Genomic DNA, 15,961 nt, shown 5'->3' with positions numbered 1-15,961 from the left:
GCCTCGTGACCGTGCGTGGCAAATCGGCTGCGTTGCGTCAACTCGCCGGGTGGGAGGGTGGGTTGAAGCCCTACCCATTCCATGCGAAGAGGGCTCGAAGCTCAAAGCTTGAGACCCGCGACGAACGCCGACCACGCCTGCGGACGGAACGAGAGCCTCGGGCCTTGCGGGGTCTTGGAGTCGCGGACGGGGACGAGGGTGGGGTGACCGGTGGCGACTTCCAGGCAGTTGTTGCCGCCACCGCTGTAACTCGACTTGATCCATACCGCCGCGCTCAGGTCGCGGTCAGGGGTGTTCCTCATGGGCGTAATCCTCCGCCAACGCCTCAAGGAGAGCCAGGGACTTGTCCCGCGAGAGCGCAGAGGCCACGAGGAGGTCGTACCTGAACCTGAGGTGGGCGACGGTGGCAGGGTCGTCCTCCACCCGCCCCGTGCGCACCCCCTCGTGATAGACCAACGGAGGGGCGTCCGCGAACTCCATCAGCTTCAGGTCACTCTGCATCGCCGCGTGCGCCCCCGCGCTGAACGGGAGTACCTGCACGATGGCCCGGTTCCGGCGGGCCAGCCCGGCGACGTGGCGCAGAACCTCCGCCATCACCGCCCGACCTCCCGTCTCCCGTCGCAACGACGCTTCGTCGAGCACGGCCCACAACAGCGGCTTTGTTGGATGGTCGAGCAGACGGACCCGCTCCATCCGGCCTTCCGTCCACTCCTCGATGGTCTCCTCCGGTGCCATCGGGTCGTGCGCGCGGTTCACGGCCTGTGCGTACGCGCGCGTCTGCAGCAGCCCGGGGATCAGGAGTGGGGTGTACTCCCTGATCGCGGTGGCTTGAGCCTCGGCCTCCGCCACCGCCTCGAAGTGCTCCTCGAACTTCGACTTGGCCGCCGCCCCGCAGTTCCGTTGGAAGAAGCCGTCCGTCTCCAGTGCTTCGTCCAGCATGCGCGCGCAGTCCGGCTGCATCCGTCGTGTTCCCGCCTCCAGTTGCCCGATGAAGGACCCGCTCACGAACAGCCGATGGCCCAACTGGTCCTGACTCAGCCCCTTCCGCTCACGGGCGTGCCGTAACTCGGCGCCCAGCAAGGCGCGCGGTGACGACGACGGGTCGAGGTCCTTCGGTCCCGGCATGGCAACTCCTCGTCCTACAAACACTGCTGTTGGGACGCCGCGTCTGGCCAGGTTAGGCGTCGGTGGCCACGCTGTGTGGTGAACACCGGCACTCAGCGTGGAGGAAATGGCCCAGTGGAGACGACGAAGAAGGACATGGACGAGCGGCCCGCCCGGACGGCCGGGGAAGCGGTCGAACGGCTGCGCGCAGCCCTGTGTGGAGTCGGCATCGTCCTGCCCTCGCTCCGGGTCGACCCGCTGAGCGTCTCGGACGAGGACCCGTACGCCCTGGTCGACCTCGGCCGCTGCAATCTCACCGTGGCGTCCCGGCTCGCGGCCGCGCTGGACCGAGTGCCCGTCGAGCCGGCCCCGCCGGGGGAGGCGCTGCGGGAGCGGGTGCGGCGGCTGAACCACGAGAGCGTGAGAGGCGTCACCTGACGGGTCCCACCGTTGCGGAATGGGGGGCGGCGGGGAGACCGTTACTTAAGGAGCTGCAACAATGCATGCTCACATACCGACCGGTTGACCCTGTCACTCACGAGGAGCTCCCACGTGACCGTCACGCCTCCCGCCACCTCCCGCGCGGCCCAGATCCTCTCCCGTCCGATCGCGCTGAACGGGCTCACGGTGCCCAACCGGATCGTCATGGCGCCCATGACCCGGATGTTCTCGCCGGGCGGCGTACCCGGTGAGGACGTGCGGTCGTACTACGCGCGCCGTGCCGCCGCCGGTGTCGGGCTGATCGTCACCGAGGGCACGTACGTGGGCCACGACTCCGCCGGGAACAGCGGTCGCGTCCCGCGGTTCCACGGGGAGGAGCAGCTCGCGGGCTGGGCGAAGGTGGCCGAGGACGTGCACGCGGCCGGCGGCACGATCGTCCCGCAGCTCTGGCACATCGGCATGGTCCGCGAGCAGGGCCAGAACCCCTTCCCCGACGCCCCCGCGATGGGCCCCTCCGGTCTCGTCACCGCGGGCGCCGAGGCCACCGGCAAGGCGATGACCCAGCAGGACCTCGACGACGTCATCGGCGCGTTCGCCCGGGCCGCCGCCGACGCCGAGCGCATCGGGTTCGACGGCGTGGAGATCCACGGCGCCCACGGCTACCTCCTCGACCAGTTCCTCTGGGAGGGCACCAACCGCCGTACCGACGCCTACGGCGGTGACCCCGTCGCCCGGGCGAAGTTCTCCGCGGAGATCGTCGCGGCGGTCCGCGCTGCCGTGTCCCCCGAGTTCCCGGTGATCTTCCGCTACTCCCAGTGGAAGCAGCAGGACTACACCGCCCGGCTCGCCGAGACCCCCGAGGAGCTGGAGGCCATACTCACCCCGCTGGCCGCCGCGGGCGTCGACGTCTTCCACGCCTCCACCCGCCGCTACTGGCTGCCCGAGTTCGACGGCTCCGACCTGAACCTCGCGGGCTGGACGAAGAAGCTGACCGGCAAGCCCGTCATCACCGTCGGCTCGGTCGGCCTCGACGGCGACTTCACCGGCGCCTTCCAGGGCCAGGGATCCCCGGTCAAGGGGATCGACAACCTGCTGGACCGCATGGAGTCCGACGAGTTCGACATGGTCGCCGTCGGCCGCGCCCTGCTCCAGGACCCGGACTGGGCGGCCAAGGTGCTCGCCGACCGCTTCGAGGACCTCAAGCCCTACGACGCCGCCGCGCTGAAGACCCTGAGCTGAGCCGGGGCCCCGGGAGAGGGGCGCCTAGAGGTTGCCCATCGGCTCGATGTCGACCTGGACCGGGGTGCCCCAGATCCGGAGCACCTCGTAGTCGGTGAACTCGTGCACGAGCCGGTACGCCATCGCCGGCCGGGACCCGCGCCGCTGGGCGGCCAGATAGGCCTCCGCCTCGTGCCGGTCCCGCCGGGGCGTCCCGCACAGCTGCCACTCGCGGCCGTTCCACGCCTCCGGCAGCCACCGCTGCTGGGGCTGGGGCCGGTCGGCGCGGACGCCGTACCGCGACTGGCCGGAGGCGGGCGCCTCGGTCGCCCGCGGCCTGCCGCCCTGGAACTCCGACCGCCGGGCGGCCCGGCGCCTGGTCTCGCAGAGCAGGCACCGGTCGGGCGCGCTCTCGTCGACGGGGCCCTGCGGGTGCTCGGGGCAGCGGGTCGTGGGCGCGCCGGCCGTGACGCTCTCGTCGAGCAGGTCGAGGGCGCGCCTGAGATCTGCCTTGATCTCGTGCAGCCGCGCGTCCGGTGTGTCGGCCGAGAGCGCCTCCCCGTGCTCCCCTACCAGGCGGAGGGCACGGCCCAGGGCGGTGAGCTGGGCGTGGTTCATCGTTCGACGGTAGCGCGCCGGGGAGCCGGGGCGTGCCGCGCGGTCGCGAACGCGGAGTCGTGCGCCGGTCAGCGGCCGTGGTGCAGGAGGCTGTCGGCGCCGCACGCGGGGGCGGCGTCCGACTTGGGCAGCGGCGCCACGCTCGCCAGCGCGGGCAGCGCGAGGTCCCCTGCGCAGCGTGCGGTGCCGGTGGCGGTCCAGTGGCCGTCGGCCCTGCCGTCGGCGTGGGCGGGCGCGGCCAGGGCGGCGGCGCACACCGTGAGGGCGGCGGTGGTCAGGAGCGTCTTCATCATGCCCGGGCCAACGACCGGGCCCGTCGGTCCGTCACGCGGATGTGGCCGAGTGAGGCGGGGCGGGCGGTGAAGCCGACGGGGTGGGTGGTGCTCGGGGCGACCGGGCCCTACGGCCCTACGGCCCTACGGCGCGTCACGCCGACGCGGCAGCGCGGGAGCGGCCGGTGAGGGGGGCGGCATATCGTCGTGCTCGGGTGACCGGACCCCGCGGTGTGTCACGCCGGCGTCGCCGCGCGGGAGCGGTCGGTGAAGCCGACGGGTACGTCGTGCTCGGGGACCGGACCCCTCGGTGCCTCACGCCGGCGTCGCCGTGCGGGAGCGGTCGGTGAAGCCGAAGAGGTACGTCGCCGCGAAGCCGACCGCGTATCCGGTGAGCAGGCCGCCGCCGTAGACGGCCGCCGCCGTCAGGGGGCCGCGGTTGCCCGCGAGCAGGGGGAACAGTGCCCAGCCCGACGGGCCGATGGCCGTCGCCCCCACCTTGTCGCCGAGCATCGCGAAGAAGCCGACGAAGGCCCCGCCCGCCGCCCCGCCCGCACAGGCGGTCACGAACGGGCGGCCCAGCGGCAGCGAGACCCCGTAGATCAGCGGCTCGCCCACGCCCAGCAGCCCGGCCGGGAGCGCCGAGCGGATCGTCGTGCGCAGCGGGACGTCGTGGCGCAGCCGGACGTAGACCGCGAGCGCCGCGCCCACCTGGCCCGCGCCCGCCATGGCGAGGAGGGGCAGCAGGACCGTGTAGCCCTGCTGGGCGATGAGCGTGGTGTGGATGGGGATGAGGGCCTGGTGCAGGCCCAGCATGACCAGGGGCAGGAACAGGCCGCCGAGGATGAGCCCGGCGGCGGGCCCGGTCGTGGCCAGCAGCCAGTCCGCCGCCACGCCGATGGCGGCGGCGACCACCCCGGCCGCGTACATCAGGCCGTACAGAGTGGCCAGGCCGGAGACCAGGACGGTCACCGTGGGGGTGAGGAGGACGTCCAGCGCACCGGGCACCCGGCCCCGGCACCACTTCTCCACCCGCGTGGCCAGCAGCGCCGCCGCGAGCGCGCCGAGCACCCCGCCCTGGCCCGGCACCAGGTGCACCCCGAACGCCGTCACCTTGGCCACGCCCGGGTACACGACCACGGCCGCCACCGCGCCACCGAGCACCGGCGTACCGCCGAACTCCTTGGCCGTGTTGTGCCCGACGAACACGGCGATCAGCGCCATGAAGCCGGAGGCGACGGCGGTCAGCGCCGGGGTGAGGGCGGGCAGCAGGCCGGAGTTGAGCAGCAGACCGTTCAGGCCCGCGAGGACACCGCAGCCGATCAGGGCGGGGATGAGCGGGACGAAGACGTTCGCGACGCGGCGCAGCAGGGCCTTGACCGGCGTCGCCTCGGGCCGGGGAGCCGCAGCGCCCGCCCCGGCGCCCGCCCCGGCGTCCGGGCCGGCCGGCCGCGCGGGCGCGGGACCGGCCTCCCGTACCAGGGCCTCGGCGCGTGCCGTGACCTCCTCGACCACCCCAGGACCCAGCACGATCTGCACGCCGGCGCCGTCCGTCACCACCCCGAGCACCCCGGGCAGTGCGCGCAGCCCCTCCGCGTCGACCGCCGCCGGTTCGGCGACGCCGAGGCGGAGCCGGGTCATGCAGTGGGCGACGGACGTGACGTTCCCGGGGCCGCCGGCCCGGGCGAGGACGGCGGCTGCGGTGGAGGCGGGGTCGTTGCGCACGCCCCGAGCGTGCGCGTCAGGTGGCCGCCGCGGCCAGCGCGGCGCGCAGATGGCCGCCGGAGTCCTCCAGAAGGCGGGCGGCCGTCGGGCCGTCGACACCGGTGAGGAGGGCGAGGATCGCGTTCTTCACCTCGCCGCCCGACTCGGTGAGCGCCTTCTCGATCTCCTCCTCGGGGGCTCCGGTGGCCAGCGCGACGATCCGGCGGGAGCGGGCCCGCAGCTTGTCGTTGGAGGCGCGCACGTCGACCATCAGGTTCCCGTAGGTCTTGCCCAGGCGGACCATCGTGATCGTCGACAGCATGTTGAGCACCAGCTTCTGCGCGGTGCCGGCCTTCAGCCGGGTCGAGCCGGTGATCAGCTCGGGGCCGACCACGACCTCGATGCCGTGCTCGGCGGCGGCCGCCAGGGCGCTGTGCTCGTTGCAGGCGAGTCCGACGGTCAGGGCGCCGAGCGCGCGGGCGTGCTCGACCGCGCCGATGGCGTACGGGGTCCGGCCGGAGGCGGAGATCCCCACGACGGTGTCGTCGGGGCCGAGCCCCAGCGCCGCCAGGTCCCGGCGGGCCAGTTCGCGCGAGTCCTCGGCGCCCTCGACCGAGGTGACCATGGCCTGCGGGCCGCCCGCGATCAGGCCGACGACCTGGGCCGGGTCGGTGTTGAAGGTGGGCGGGCACTCGGAGGCGTCGAGCACCCCGAGGCGTCCGGCGGTGCCGGCGCCGGCGTAGACCAGGCGGCCGCCGCGGGACATGCGGGCGGCCACGGCGTCGATGGCGGCGGCGATCTGCGGCAGCCGGGCGGCGACGGCGGCGGGCACGCCCGCGTCCTCACCGTTCATCAGGCGCGCGATGTCGAGGGTGGACAGCCGATCGATCTCGGCGAGGTCGGGCCGGAACGCCTCGGTGGTGAGGGACTCCAGCTCACTGCGCAGGTCATGGGAGGTCATGGGGGGTGGCTTCCTCGGTTCGGGTGCCGGTTCTCGTGCGTTCACTCACCTGGGCCGGGTGCGGTGCCGGTGGGCCAGCGCCTCGTAGGAGGCGGCCAGCGCGGGCGCCGCGCTCTCGTAGGTCCGCTGCGCGACTCCGACGAACAGGCAGTCCACCACCAGCAGTTGGCTGGTCCGGGAGGACATGGCGGCGGGCCGCAGCTCGCTCTCCCGGGAGGTGGAGGTGGTCAGGACGTGGTCGGCGTACTGGGTGACCGGCGACTCCGGGCGGCCGGTGATGGCCACCGTCGTCGCCCCGTGCTCGAAGGCGACCCGCAGCGGCTCTATGACGTCCCCCGTCGAGCCGGAGTGGGTGATGGCGATCGCCACGTCGCCCGTGCGCAGCTGCACCGCGTTGGTCACGGCGAGATGCGGATCGCTGTGCGCGTGGGCTATGAGCCCTATGCGCAGCAGCTTCTGCGTCAGGTCCTGGGCGACGAGACCCGAGGCCCCGATGCCGTACACGTCGGTGCGGCGGGCGCCGGCGAGCGCGGCGACGGCCGCGCCGAGCTGGCCGGTGTCCAGTGAGGCGGCCGTGTCGGCGAGCGTCTGCTGCTCCTCGTAGGCGAGCTTGGCGACGACGTCGGCCAGCGGGTCGTCCACCGCGATGTCGGTCGTGATGGCCGGGGCCCGGCCCGACTGCTGCTGCGCGGCGAGGCCGGCGAGGGCGAGGCGCAGGTCGCGGTAGCCGGGATAGCCCAGCAGGCGGGCGGTCCGCACCACCGTCGCCTCGCTGGTCCCGGTGAGTTCGGCCAGACCGGTGACCGTGAGGGCGGCGCAGCCGGCCGGGTCGTTCGCGACCGCCTCGGCGACCCGCTGCATCGAGCGGGTCATGGAAGGGGCGAGGGTGCGCACCTTGGCGGCGAGCGAGCCACCCGGACCGCCGAAAATTTCCTTCACGTCGTTGGTCACCAATGAAAGATATTTTCGGTTCGGGTTCGCGGTCAAGAGTGCGCACAATGGGACCATGAAGTCCCTGAGCCCCATCGAGCAGGCCCTGCACGCCGCCCGCGCGCTCGTGCTCGCCGATCTGGTCGCGGGCCGGGTCGCCGAGGCCGACGTGGTCTCCCTCGTCGAGGACTCCGTGGCGCAGCGCCGCTGGTGGGTCGAGCAGTGGCCGGACGGCGTCGGGTACGTGGCCGGGCTGGTCGCCCAGGACGTGCAGGACGCGCTGCTGGAGCGGTACGGCCGCTGGCCGCTGTGCCCGGTGTGCCCCTCCGGCGACCCGCACGCGCTGGACGTGGAGCCCGAGCTGGGCCCCGACCCGCACTGGGTGTGCCACCAGGCGGGCGTGAAGGTGGCGGCGGTCGGTTCCCTGGCGCAGGCCACGGGCGGGGCGCGGTCCTCGTGAGGCGCCCGTGACGGTGTACGTCGACCCGCCGGCCTGGCCGGGCCACGGGCGCCTGTGGTCGCACCTCGTGAGCGACGCGTCGTACGACGAGCTGCACGCGTTCGCCGCCGGTCTCGGCGTGCCCCGGCGGGCGTTCGAGCGCGACCACTACGACCTCCCCTCGCACCGGTACGCGGACGCGGTGGCCGCCGGGGCGGTGGAGGTCAGCAGCCGCGAGGTGGTGCGGCTGCTGCGGGCGTCGGGGCTGCGCCGGCCCAAGGGCCTCGTTCAGCGGCGCAGTTCGTAGGCCAGCTCCCCGCTCTCCTCGCCGTCGTCGCTCACCTGGACGAAGCCGGCCCGGGCGACGACCGCCCGGGAGGCGGTGTTGGCGCGCTCGACGGTGGCGAACAGGGAGCGGACGTCCTCCCGGGCCAGGACCCACTCGGCCAGCGCGCGCAGCGCCTCGGTGGCGTAGCCGTGGCCGCGGGCCTCCTCGGCGAGGTCGTAGCCGATCTCCACCCGGCCCTCCTCGTCGGGGGCGCCGTGGAAGCCGATGCCGCCGACCGCGCGGCCGTCCTCCTCGCGCACCAGGACGAAGACGCCGAACTCGGGGCGGTGCACGCCCGCTTCGTACGCCTTCAGCAGGAAGCCGCAGGCTTCCCGGGTGCCCTCGAACGGCCCGTCGCCGGCCCAGTCGAAGCCGCCGTCGCCGCCCATGCGCAGGTCGCGGGCGACGGCCGGGCGCACGCCGGTCAGCGTGACCCGCTCGGCGGGGACGACCAGGTTGTTGCGCCAGGCCCACCCGGTGACCGGGGCGCGGCCGGGCAGCTCGCCGCGGCCGGTCGCCCACAGCAGCGTCGGCCAGGCGGCCGGTCCGGGCTGGACGTGCGGGAAGAGCCAGCCGAGGACGGACTCGGCCAGGTCCTCCTCCGGCGTGTACGCGATGCCCAGGCCCTCGGCGATGTCGTGGGTGTGCAGCAGCACCTCGGCGATGCCCATCGCGGCGAAGCCCTCGCGGTCCGCGCTGCCGAACGGGTACGGGTGGAAGGCGCGGACGCGGGGCGGGGTGGCGCGGACGGTGGTGGCGAGCAGCACGCCGGTCGTCTCGATGACGTGCAGCAGACCGGTGTTGTCGGTGCCCTCGTCCAGCGCGATCCCGAACGGGACGTACGTCTCCTGGGCGCGGCCCGCCAACTGGCCCGCGTAGGCGATCAGGTCGCTCGCGACGTGCTCGGCCGTCCGCCGGCAGTCCCACTCCAGCCGCCCGGCCGTGGTGTCCGCCCAGTCGCGGTCCACCGCCGGCCGCAGCGTCGCCAGGCATCCCGCCACGGCCCTGTTCACGTCGTCCCCGCTTATCCGTCGCATGGGCGAACAGTAAGGGCCGCACCCGGTCAGGGCGACAGCATTTCCAGCTCGGCCGCGAGGTTGTAGCGGGCCGTGGCCTCCCAGTGCCGCTGTCCGTAGGAGGTGCGGAACAGGCTGGGCAGGTCCAGGAGTTGACGCAGAATCGACGCGCGTCCCGTGCGGAAGACGTCGTTCGGCACGAAGTGGTACTCCTCGCGGACGGCGGCGGTGTAGGCGGCGTACGCGGACGGGGGCGCGGCCAGGACCGCGAGGTCCGCGTCGCACAGGACCTGCCCGTCGCGGTCGTCGGCGGCCGGGTCGTGGGTGACGGTGAGCCGGACCAGCCGGGCGACCTCGGCGGTCTTCGCCGCCGGTACGCCCGCCTCCGGGAGCGCCCGCTCGGCGAGGTGCGCGGAGCGCTCCTCGTTCTCCGAGCGGTCGGGCAGGTAGACCGCGTCGTGGAACCAGGCGGCCAGCTGTACGACGTCCGGGTCGGCCGCGGAATCCGCGAGCACGTCGACGTGGTCGAGGACCGCCGTGAGGTGGGTCAGCGTGTGGTAGTGCCGCTGCGGCTCCTGCCAGCGGGCGAGGAGGTTGTCCGCGTAGGGGGTGGGGTCGGGGCCGTCGCCGGGGGCGCGGGCTCCCTCCAGGGCGCGGGCGAAGCGGAGACGCAGGGCGTCGAGGTCGGCCATGGGCTCATTCTTCCGGATGCGGCGAAGGGGGAACCGGACGTCTTCGGGTGAGGGGCGGCCCCGGGGAGGCGTAGTCTTGGATTGGACTAGACCTGTAGTCGCCGATGAATGGGGTGCCATGAGCAAGCGTGCGGTCCTGGAGGTGATCGCCCTCGACACCGAGGACGCGGTCGCGGCCCAGGCGGGAGGCGCGGACCGCCTCGAACTGGTCACCGAGATGGCGGCTGACGGTCTCACCCCGTCCGTGCGGACCTTCGCCGGGATCCGGGCCGCCGTCGACATCGACCTGCGCGTGATGCTCCGGCTGACGGACGGGTTCGCGGCGGGCGGCCCCGAGAACCTGGACCTGCTGGTCCGGCTGGCGGGGCAGCTGCGGGACGCGGGCGCCGACCAGTTCGTGCTCGGCTTCCTCGAGACCGGCGGCTGCGTGGACCTGGCCGCGGTGGAGCGGGTGGTGGCCGCCCTCGACGGCTGCCGCTGGACCTTCCACCGGGCCATCGACCGCGCCGCCGACCGGGACGCCCTGCGCAAGCAGCTCGCCGACCTGCCCGGCCTCGACACCTATCTGACGGCCGGCTCGGCGGACGGCGTGGACGGCGGACTCGGCACGCTGGTCGCCGAGGCCGCCCACGGCGGGGAACCCGGCTACGAGCAGCAGATCATGGTCGGCGGCGGGCTGCGGCTCGCCCACGTGCCGACGCTCAGGGCCGCCGGGATCGAGGCCTTCCACATCGGCGGCGCGGCACGCACCGCGGGCTGGACCGGCCCGGTCTCCGAGACGGCGGTACGGGAGTGGCGGACGGTGCTGGACGGGGTCTAGCACCGGTCCCGGCCCTGCGGCGGGGCGGGCTCAGCCCAGCTGTGCGGGCAGCGGTGCCGCGTGGGTCACGATCAGCCCGGACACCGCACGGGTCAGCGCCACGTACAGCCGGCGCAGCCCCGTCCGCTCGTCCGGCTCGCCGTCCACCACCGCCTGCGGCTCGTCCAGCACGACGTAGTCGTACTCCAGACCCTTGGCGAGCGAGGCGGGCACCAGCGTCAGCCGGCTCTCGCTGGTGGTCTCCTCGCCCGGCGCCAGGCAGGCGATGCCGGCCGCGGCCAGCGCCTCGGCCAGCGCCGGCACCCGGGCGTCCGCCGCGATCAGGCCCGTCGAACCCTCGTTGCCCAGCAACTCCTCGCAGGCGGCGACCACGTCGGCGGTGCCGTCGGCCGTGCGGACCTCGAAGAAGCCCGGGTTCTCCCGGACCGAGGCGACCGGGGCGAGGCCCGGCGCGATGTGGGGCAGCAGCCGGGACGCGTACGCGATGACGTCCGTCGGCACGCGGAAACCGGCCGTCAGCTCCTCGACGGCACCGTCCCGCTTGCCGAGGTGGGCCAGCGCCTCGTCCCAGCTCCGGGTGGCCCAGGGCGTGGTGCCCTGCGCCAGGTCGCCGAGGACGGTCGCGCTGCCGGTGGTGCAGCGGCGGCCCACCGCCCGGTACTGCATGGGGGACAGGTCCTGCGCCTCGTCCAGGACGACGTGGCCGAGCGAGTGCGTGCGCTCGATCAGGTCGGTCGCCTCGTCGACCAGCACCGCGTCCGCCGCCGACCACCTCGCCGACTTCACGCTGCGCACCGGCTTCGCCCACAGGACCGTCTTCTGCTCGTCCTCGTCCAGCAGGCCCTCGGCGTGCTCGGCGAGGAAGTCGGCGTCCGTCAGCAGCCGCAGCACCAGCTTCGCCGGGTCCACGGCCGGCCAGACCGCCTTCACGGCCGCCTTCACCGCGCTGTTGCGGGCCACCGTGTCCTGCACCCGGTCGTCCGGGGCCTCCCCGGCCCGCTCCATCTGCACCAGCACCGCGTGCGCGATCCGCTGCGGCAGGGCCTCGCGGGCGGCGCCGTACCGGATGTCCCGGTCCAGCAACTCGCGGACCAGTTCCTCCAGTTCGTAGGCCGGCACCCGCCAGCGCCGCGAGCCGCGCACCACGACGACCGGCTCGGTGGGCATGGTCACGTGCGCGTACAGGGCCCGGCGCAGCACCTCGGCCATCCGGGCGTCACCCTTGACGATCGCGGCGGCCGCGTCGTCCGTGCCCCGCACCTCCACGTGCCCGACCAGGTCGTCCACGGTCGCCTGCCGCACGCTCAGCTCGCCGAGCGCCGGCAGGACCTGCTCGATGTAGTGCAGGAAGGACTTGTTCGGCCCGATGACCAGGGTGCCGGTGCGGGCGAGCCGCTCCCGGTGGGCGTACAGCAGGTAGGCGACCCGGTGCAGGCCGACGGCCGTCTTCCCGGTGCCCGGCCCGCCCTGCACGCAGACGGTGCCGCCGAGACCGCTGCGGACGATCTCGTCCTGCTCGGGCTGGATCGTCGCCACGATGTCCCGCATGGGACCGACGCGCGGCCGCTCGATCTCCCGCTGGAGCAGCTTGCTGGTGGTGGCTGCCTCGGCCGGGTCGGACAGGTGCTCGTCCTCGTACGCGGTCAGCGCGCCGCCGGTGTAGCCGAAGCGGCGGCGCAGCCCGACGTCCATCGGGTCCTTCTTCGACGCGCGGTAGAACGGCTGCGAGACCGGGGCGCGCCAGTCGATGACCATCGGGTCGCCGCCGGCGTCGTGCACGTGCCGCCGCCCGATGTAGAACCGCTCGCCCTCCGCCCCCTCGGCCCGCTGGGCGCCCGGCGCGTGCAGGTAGTCGAGCCGCCCGAAGAAGAGCGGGGTGTCGCTGAGGTCGGCCAGCGCCTTGATGCGCTCGTCGATCTGCCGGGCCAGCACCGCGGCGTTGACCCAGTTCGCGGTGACGTCGCTGATGTCCAGCGCCTCCACGTCCTCGCGCATGGCGCGCAGCGCGGAGCGGGACGCGGCGAGGTGGGTGCGTTCCCGGGCGAGCGGGTCGTCGAGGGGGGCGTCGAGCGGTTCGCGGGCGGACGTGGACACGGCGGTGCCTTCCGGGTCGGCTCTTCCATGACTGGGGGCATGACGGGCCTCCCGGTTTCCGTCCGGGCGGCGGCACTCCGCGGGGGGAGGCGGGCAAGAGCGGAGATTTTAGGCGAAGGGACGGGGCCGGGGCCAATGGATTTACGCCCCCTAGGGGACGGGGTCCACCCAGGTCGGGGGTGGGAGTCCGTCCGGAGAGCTACGCGCGGGCCCGCGGACCCGGTCCCTGGGGCGATGCCGGATCGGTGTCCGGCGATCCACCATGGAGACATGAGCGCAGCAACCATCCATCCGCATCCAGCCCCTCCCCCGTCGGGCGCCACGGCCGTGGACGGCCCCCACCGCCACTTCCTGGGCGACGCCCTGCGGGCCGTCAAGGTCTTCGCCGAGGCCGCGTTCGGCGTGGTGATCCTCGGCGAGTACGGCGAGGAGGCGGGCGTACGCCGCAAATGACCGCATAGGGTCGCCCTCGTGCCGAAACGGACGGTGGTGTCCTACGTCTTCCTCGCGGTCTCCCTCTGCTCCTTCACCGCCCTGTGCGTCCTGCAACGGGCCCCGATGGCCGATCTGCTCGTCTACCGGGCCGAGGGTGCCGCCGTGTCCCACGGCGCTGACCTGTACGGCCTCACCGTCACCGAGTGGCGGCTCCCGGCGACCTACCCGCCCTTCGCGGCGATCCTCTTCGTCCCGGCCTCCCGGCTCCCGGTCCCGGTCCTCAAGGCCGCCTTCCTGGCGGGCAACGCGCTCCTGCTCGCCGTCCTGGTCGCCCTCTCCGCCCGGCTGGCCGGCCGCCGGCCGTCCCCGGCCCGGCTCCGCACCGCCACCGCCCTCGCGCTCTGGCTCGAACCGGTCTTCCAGACGGTGCTGTTCGGCCAGGTCAACCTGGCGATCGCCGGCCTGGTCCTGTGGGACCTGACCCGTCCGCCCGGCGCCCGCGCCCGGGGCCTGGCCATCGGCCTCGCCACCGGGATCAAGCTCACCCCGGCCGTCTTCGCCGTCCACCTGCTGCTGCGCGGCCACCGCCGCGAGGCGGCCACGGCGGCCACCGGATTCGCCGGCACCGCGGCTCTCGGCCTGCTGGTCCTGCCCGCGGCGAGCACCGACTTCTGGACCCGGCGGCTGTTCGAGACCGGGCGGGTGGGCAAGGCGTGGATCGTGGACAACCAGTCGCTGCGCGGCCTGGTCGACCGGGCGCTGCACGGCCCGGCACCGGACCCCGCCTGGCTGCTGCCCGCGCTGGCCGTGGGGACCGCGGGCCTGTGGCTGGCGGCACGCGCCCGGGAGGAACGGCACGCCGTCCTCCTGACCGCCGGCACGGCCCTGCTGGTCTCCCCGATCAGCTGGACCCACCACTGGGTGTGGTGCGTGCCGCTGCTGGCGGTGCTGCTGGCCGAGGGCCGGGTCCGGCTCGCGGTGCTCACGGCCGTCGTCTTCACCGCCCGCACCATGTGGCTGCTCCCGCACGAGGGCGACCTGGACCTGCGGCTGCCCTGGTGGCAGCAGCCGCTCGCCGCCCCCTACCCGCTGCTGGCCCTCGCGCTGCTGGCGGCAGCGGCGGTACGGGGACGACCGGCCGCCCGGCCACCGGCTCCTCAGCCGGTGCCCTCCGCGAGGAGGTCGTCGGCGTCCACGATCCGGTAGGCGTAGCCCTGCTCGGCCAGGAACCGCTGGCGGTGCGCGGCGAAGTCCTGGTCGATCGTGTCGCGGGCGACCACCGAGTAGAAGTGGGCCTGGTGGCCGTCGGCCTTGGGGCGCAGCACCCGGCCGAGGCGCTGGGCCTCCTCCTGGCGGGAGCCGAAGGTGCCGGACACCTGGATGGCGACGGTGGCCTCGGGCAGGTCGATGGAGAAGTTGGCGACCTTGGAGACGACCAGCACGCTGATCTCACCCTCACGGAACGCGTCGAAGAGCTTCTCGCGCTGCGCGTTGGACGTCTCGCCCTTGATCACCGGGGCGTTCAGGTGCTCGCCCAGCTCGTCGAGCTGGTCGATGTACTGCCCGATGACGAGGATCTGCTGCCCGGCGAACCGGCGGACGATCGCCTCGGTGACCTTCCGCTTGGTCGCGGTGGTGGCGCAGAACCGGTACTTCTCCTCCGTCTCGGCCGTCGCGTACGCCAGCCGCTCGGAGTCGGTCAGGTTGACGCGGACCTCGACGCAGTCGGCGGGTGCGATGTAGCCCTGCGCCTCGATCTCCTTCCAGGGGGCGTCGAACCGCTTCGGGCCGATGAGCGAGAACACGTCGGACTCGCGGCCGTCCTCGCGCACCAGGGTCGCGGTCAGGCCGAGGCGGCGGCGCGCCTGGAGATCGGCGGTGAACTTGAAGACCGGCGCGGGCAGCAGGTGCACCTCGTCGTAGACGATGAGGCCCCAGTCCCGGGAGTCGAACAGCTCCAGGTGCGGGTAGACGCCCTTCCGCCGGGTCGTCAGCACCTGGTAGGTGGCGATGGTGACCGGGCGGATCTCCTTGCGGGTGCCGCTGTACTCGCCGATCTCGTCCTCGGTGAGCGAGGTCCGCTTCACCAGCTCGTGCTTCCACTGCCGGGCGGAGACCGTGTTGGTGACGAGGATCAGCGTGGTGGACTTCGCCTGGGCCATCGCCCCGGCGCCGACCAGCGTCTTGCCGGCGCCGCAGGGGAGCACGACCACGCCGCTGCCGCCGTGCCAGAAGTTCTCCACGGCCTGCTTCTGGTAGGGGCGCAGCGTCCAGCCGTCCTCCAGCAGGTCGATCGGGTGGGCCTCGCCGTCGACGTACCCGGCGAGGTCCTCGGCCGGCCAGCCGAGCTTCAGCAGCACCTGCTTGATCTGCCCGCGCTCGGAGGGGTGCACCACGACCGTGTCCGGGTCGAGGCGGGCGCCGACCAGCGGGGCGATCCGCTTGGACTTGAGCACCTCCTCCAGCACCGGCCGGTCGGTGGTGGTGAGGACGAGGCCGTGCGCGGGGTGCTTGCTGAGGGTGAGCCGCCCGTACCGGTCCATGGTTTCGGCGATGTCCACCAGCAGGGCGTGCGGCACGGGATAGCGGCTGTACTGCACCAGCGCGTCCACGACCTGCTCGGCGTCGTGCCCGGCGGCCCGCGCGTTCCACAGGCCCAGCGGCGTGACCCGGTAGGTGTGGATGTGCTCCGGGGCGCGCTCCAGCTCGGCGAACGGCGCGATGGCGCGACGGCAGTCGTCGGCGCGCTCGTGGTCCACCTCGAGCAGGAGGGTCTTGTCGGACTGGACGATAAGCGGTCCGTTCACCTACGCACTTCCCTTCGGCACGGCCAAACGTCCAGTGTGCCCTACCGGCGGGTGATCGGGCCGGGGCCGCCGCAACCATGGG

18 protein-coding genes are annotated in these 15,961 nt (G+C 73.7%); 7 read left to right on the top strand and 11 right to left on the bottom strand.

The window, feature by feature from the left end:
- Positions 1-101: 101 nt before the first annotated feature.
- Complete coding sequence (locus tag B446_RS37110; RefSeq protein WP_020940778.1) at positions 102-302, bottom strand: DUF397 domain-containing protein; 201 nt, start codon at positions 300-302, stop codon at positions 102-104.
- Positions 286-1,125: a helix-turn-helix domain-containing protein gene (locus B446_RS17465; protein WP_020940777.1), complete on the bottom strand. Its 840-nt coding sequence runs from the start codon at positions 1,123-1,125 to the stop codon at positions 286-288. Before B446_RS17465 ends, B446_RS37110 begins: the two co-directional genes overlap by 17 nt.
- Positions 1,126-1,239: 114 nt before the next feature.
- On the opposite strand from B446_RS17465, the gene B446_RS36475 reads away from it, so the two are divergent.
- Together B446_RS36475 and B446_RS17455 are read left to right on the top strand one after the other, a co-directional pair.
- A complete protein-coding gene (locus tag B446_RS36475) occupies positions 1,240-1,542 on the top strand; it encodes a hypothetical protein (protein WP_020940776.1) in 303 nt (100 codons plus the stop codon).
- A 114-nt stretch (positions 1,543-1,656) separates the two neighbouring features.
- Positions 1,657-2,784: an NADH:flavin oxidoreductase gene (locus B446_RS17455; protein ID WP_020940775.1), complete on the top strand. Its 1,128-nt coding sequence runs from the start codon at positions 1,657-1,659 to the stop codon at positions 2,782-2,784.
- 24 nt (positions 2,785-2,808) lie between these two features.
- Here the strand turns inward: B446_RS17455 and B446_RS17450 are convergent, their stop codons facing one another.
- The 5 genes from B446_RS17450 to B446_RS17430 all read right to left on the bottom strand — a co-directional run bounded on the left by B446_RS17450 (position 2,809) and on the right by B446_RS17430 (position 7,269).
- On the bottom strand, positions 2,809-3,381 hold the full coding sequence (locus B446_RS17450) for a hypothetical protein (RefSeq protein WP_020940774.1): 573 nt from the start codon (positions 3,379-3,381) through the stop codon (positions 2,809-2,811).
- Between the two features lie 68 nt (positions 3,382-3,449).
- On the bottom strand, positions 3,450-3,674 hold the full coding sequence (locus B446_RS17445) for a hypothetical protein (RefSeq protein WP_020940773.1): 225 nt from the start codon (positions 3,672-3,674) through the stop codon (positions 3,450-3,452).
- A gap of 294 nt (positions 3,675-3,968) precedes the next feature.
- Complete coding sequence (locus B446_RS17440) at positions 3,969-5,378, bottom strand: PTS transporter subunit EIIC (RefSeq protein WP_020940772.1); 1,410 nt, start codon at positions 5,376-5,378, stop codon at positions 3,969-3,971.
- A 16-nt stretch (positions 5,379-5,394) separates the two neighbouring features.
- A complete protein-coding gene (gene murQ, locus B446_RS17435; RefSeq protein WP_020940771.1) occupies positions 5,395-6,318 on the bottom strand; it encodes an N-acetylmuramic acid 6-phosphate etherase in 924 nt (307 codons plus the stop codon).
- 45 nt (positions 6,319-6,363) lie between these two features.
- Entirely contained in the window at positions 6,364-7,269 is a 906-nt protein-coding gene (locus tag B446_RS17430; protein ID WP_020940770.1) for a MurR/RpiR family transcriptional regulator, read from the bottom strand.
- Between the two features lie 55 nt (positions 7,270-7,324).
- On the opposite strand from B446_RS17430, the gene B446_RS17425 reads away from it, so the two are divergent.
- Together B446_RS17425 and B446_RS17420 are read left to right on the top strand one after the other, a co-directional pair.
- Positions 7,325-7,708, top strand: a complete 384-nt coding sequence (locus tag B446_RS17425; RefSeq protein WP_020940769.1) for a hypothetical protein — start codon at positions 7,325-7,327, stop codon at positions 7,706-7,708.
- A 7-nt stretch (positions 7,709-7,715) separates the two neighbouring features.
- A complete protein-coding gene (locus B446_RS17420; protein ID WP_020940768.1) occupies positions 7,716-7,994 on the top strand; it encodes a DUF4031 domain-containing protein in 279 nt (92 codons plus the stop codon).
- Here B446_RS17420 and B446_RS17415 read toward each other — a convergent pair.
- Positions 7,976-9,052: a GNAT family N-acetyltransferase gene (locus B446_RS17415; RefSeq protein ID WP_043475872.1), complete on the bottom strand. Its 1,077-nt coding sequence runs from the start codon at positions 9,050-9,052 to the stop codon at positions 7,976-7,978. The genes B446_RS17420 and B446_RS17415 overlap by 19 nt on opposite strands.
- Before the next feature lie 26 nt (positions 9,053-9,078).
- Positions 9,079-9,723 (bottom strand): hypothetical protein, encoded by a 645-nt coding sequence (locus B446_RS17410; protein ID WP_020940766.1) that lies wholly within the window; start codon positions 9,721-9,723, stop codon positions 9,079-9,081.
- A 118-nt stretch (positions 9,724-9,841) separates the two neighbouring features.
- Here B446_RS17410 and B446_RS17405 point away from each other — a divergent pair, with 118 nt between their 5' ends.
- Positions 9,842-10,543: a copper homeostasis protein CutC gene (locus B446_RS17405; protein WP_020940765.1), complete on the top strand. Its 702-nt coding sequence runs from the start codon at positions 9,842-9,844 to the stop codon at positions 10,541-10,543.
- A 30-nt stretch (positions 10,544-10,573) separates the two neighbouring features.
- Here the strand turns inward: B446_RS17405 and B446_RS17400 are convergent, their stop codons facing one another.
- Complete coding sequence (locus B446_RS17400; protein WP_234967636.1) at positions 10,574-12,538, bottom strand: HelD family protein; 1,965 nt, start codon at positions 12,536-12,538, stop codon at positions 10,574-10,576.
- 369 nt (positions 12,539-12,907) lie between these two features.
- Here B446_RS17400 and B446_RS17395 point away from each other — a divergent pair, with 369 nt between their 5' ends.
- Positions 12,908-13,090, top strand: coding sequence for a hypothetical protein (locus tag B446_RS17395; RefSeq protein ID WP_043475863.1), 183 nt, complete (start codon positions 12,908-12,910; stop codon positions 13,088-13,090).
- A 105-nt stretch (positions 13,091-13,195) separates the two neighbouring features.
- Positions 13,196-14,278, top strand: coding sequence for a glycosyltransferase 87 family protein (locus B446_RS17390; RefSeq protein WP_078614907.1), 1,083 nt, complete (start codon positions 13,196-13,198; stop codon positions 14,276-14,278).
- Here B446_RS17390 and B446_RS17385 read toward each other — a convergent pair.
- Positions 14,230-15,879, bottom strand: a complete 1,650-nt coding sequence (locus B446_RS17385) for a DNA repair helicase XPB (RefSeq protein ID WP_020940761.1) — start codon at positions 15,877-15,879, stop codon at positions 14,230-14,232. The genes B446_RS17390 and B446_RS17385 overlap by 49 nt on opposite strands.
- Positions 15,880-15,961: the final 82 nt, after the last annotated feature.

Source organism: Streptomyces collinus Tu 365 (assembly GCF_000444875.1).
GTDB classification, from domain to species: Bacteria; Actinomycetota; Actinomycetes; order Streptomycetales; family Streptomycetaceae; genus Streptomyces; species Streptomyces collinus_A.
This window is presented reverse-complemented; position numbering and strand designations above follow the sequence as displayed.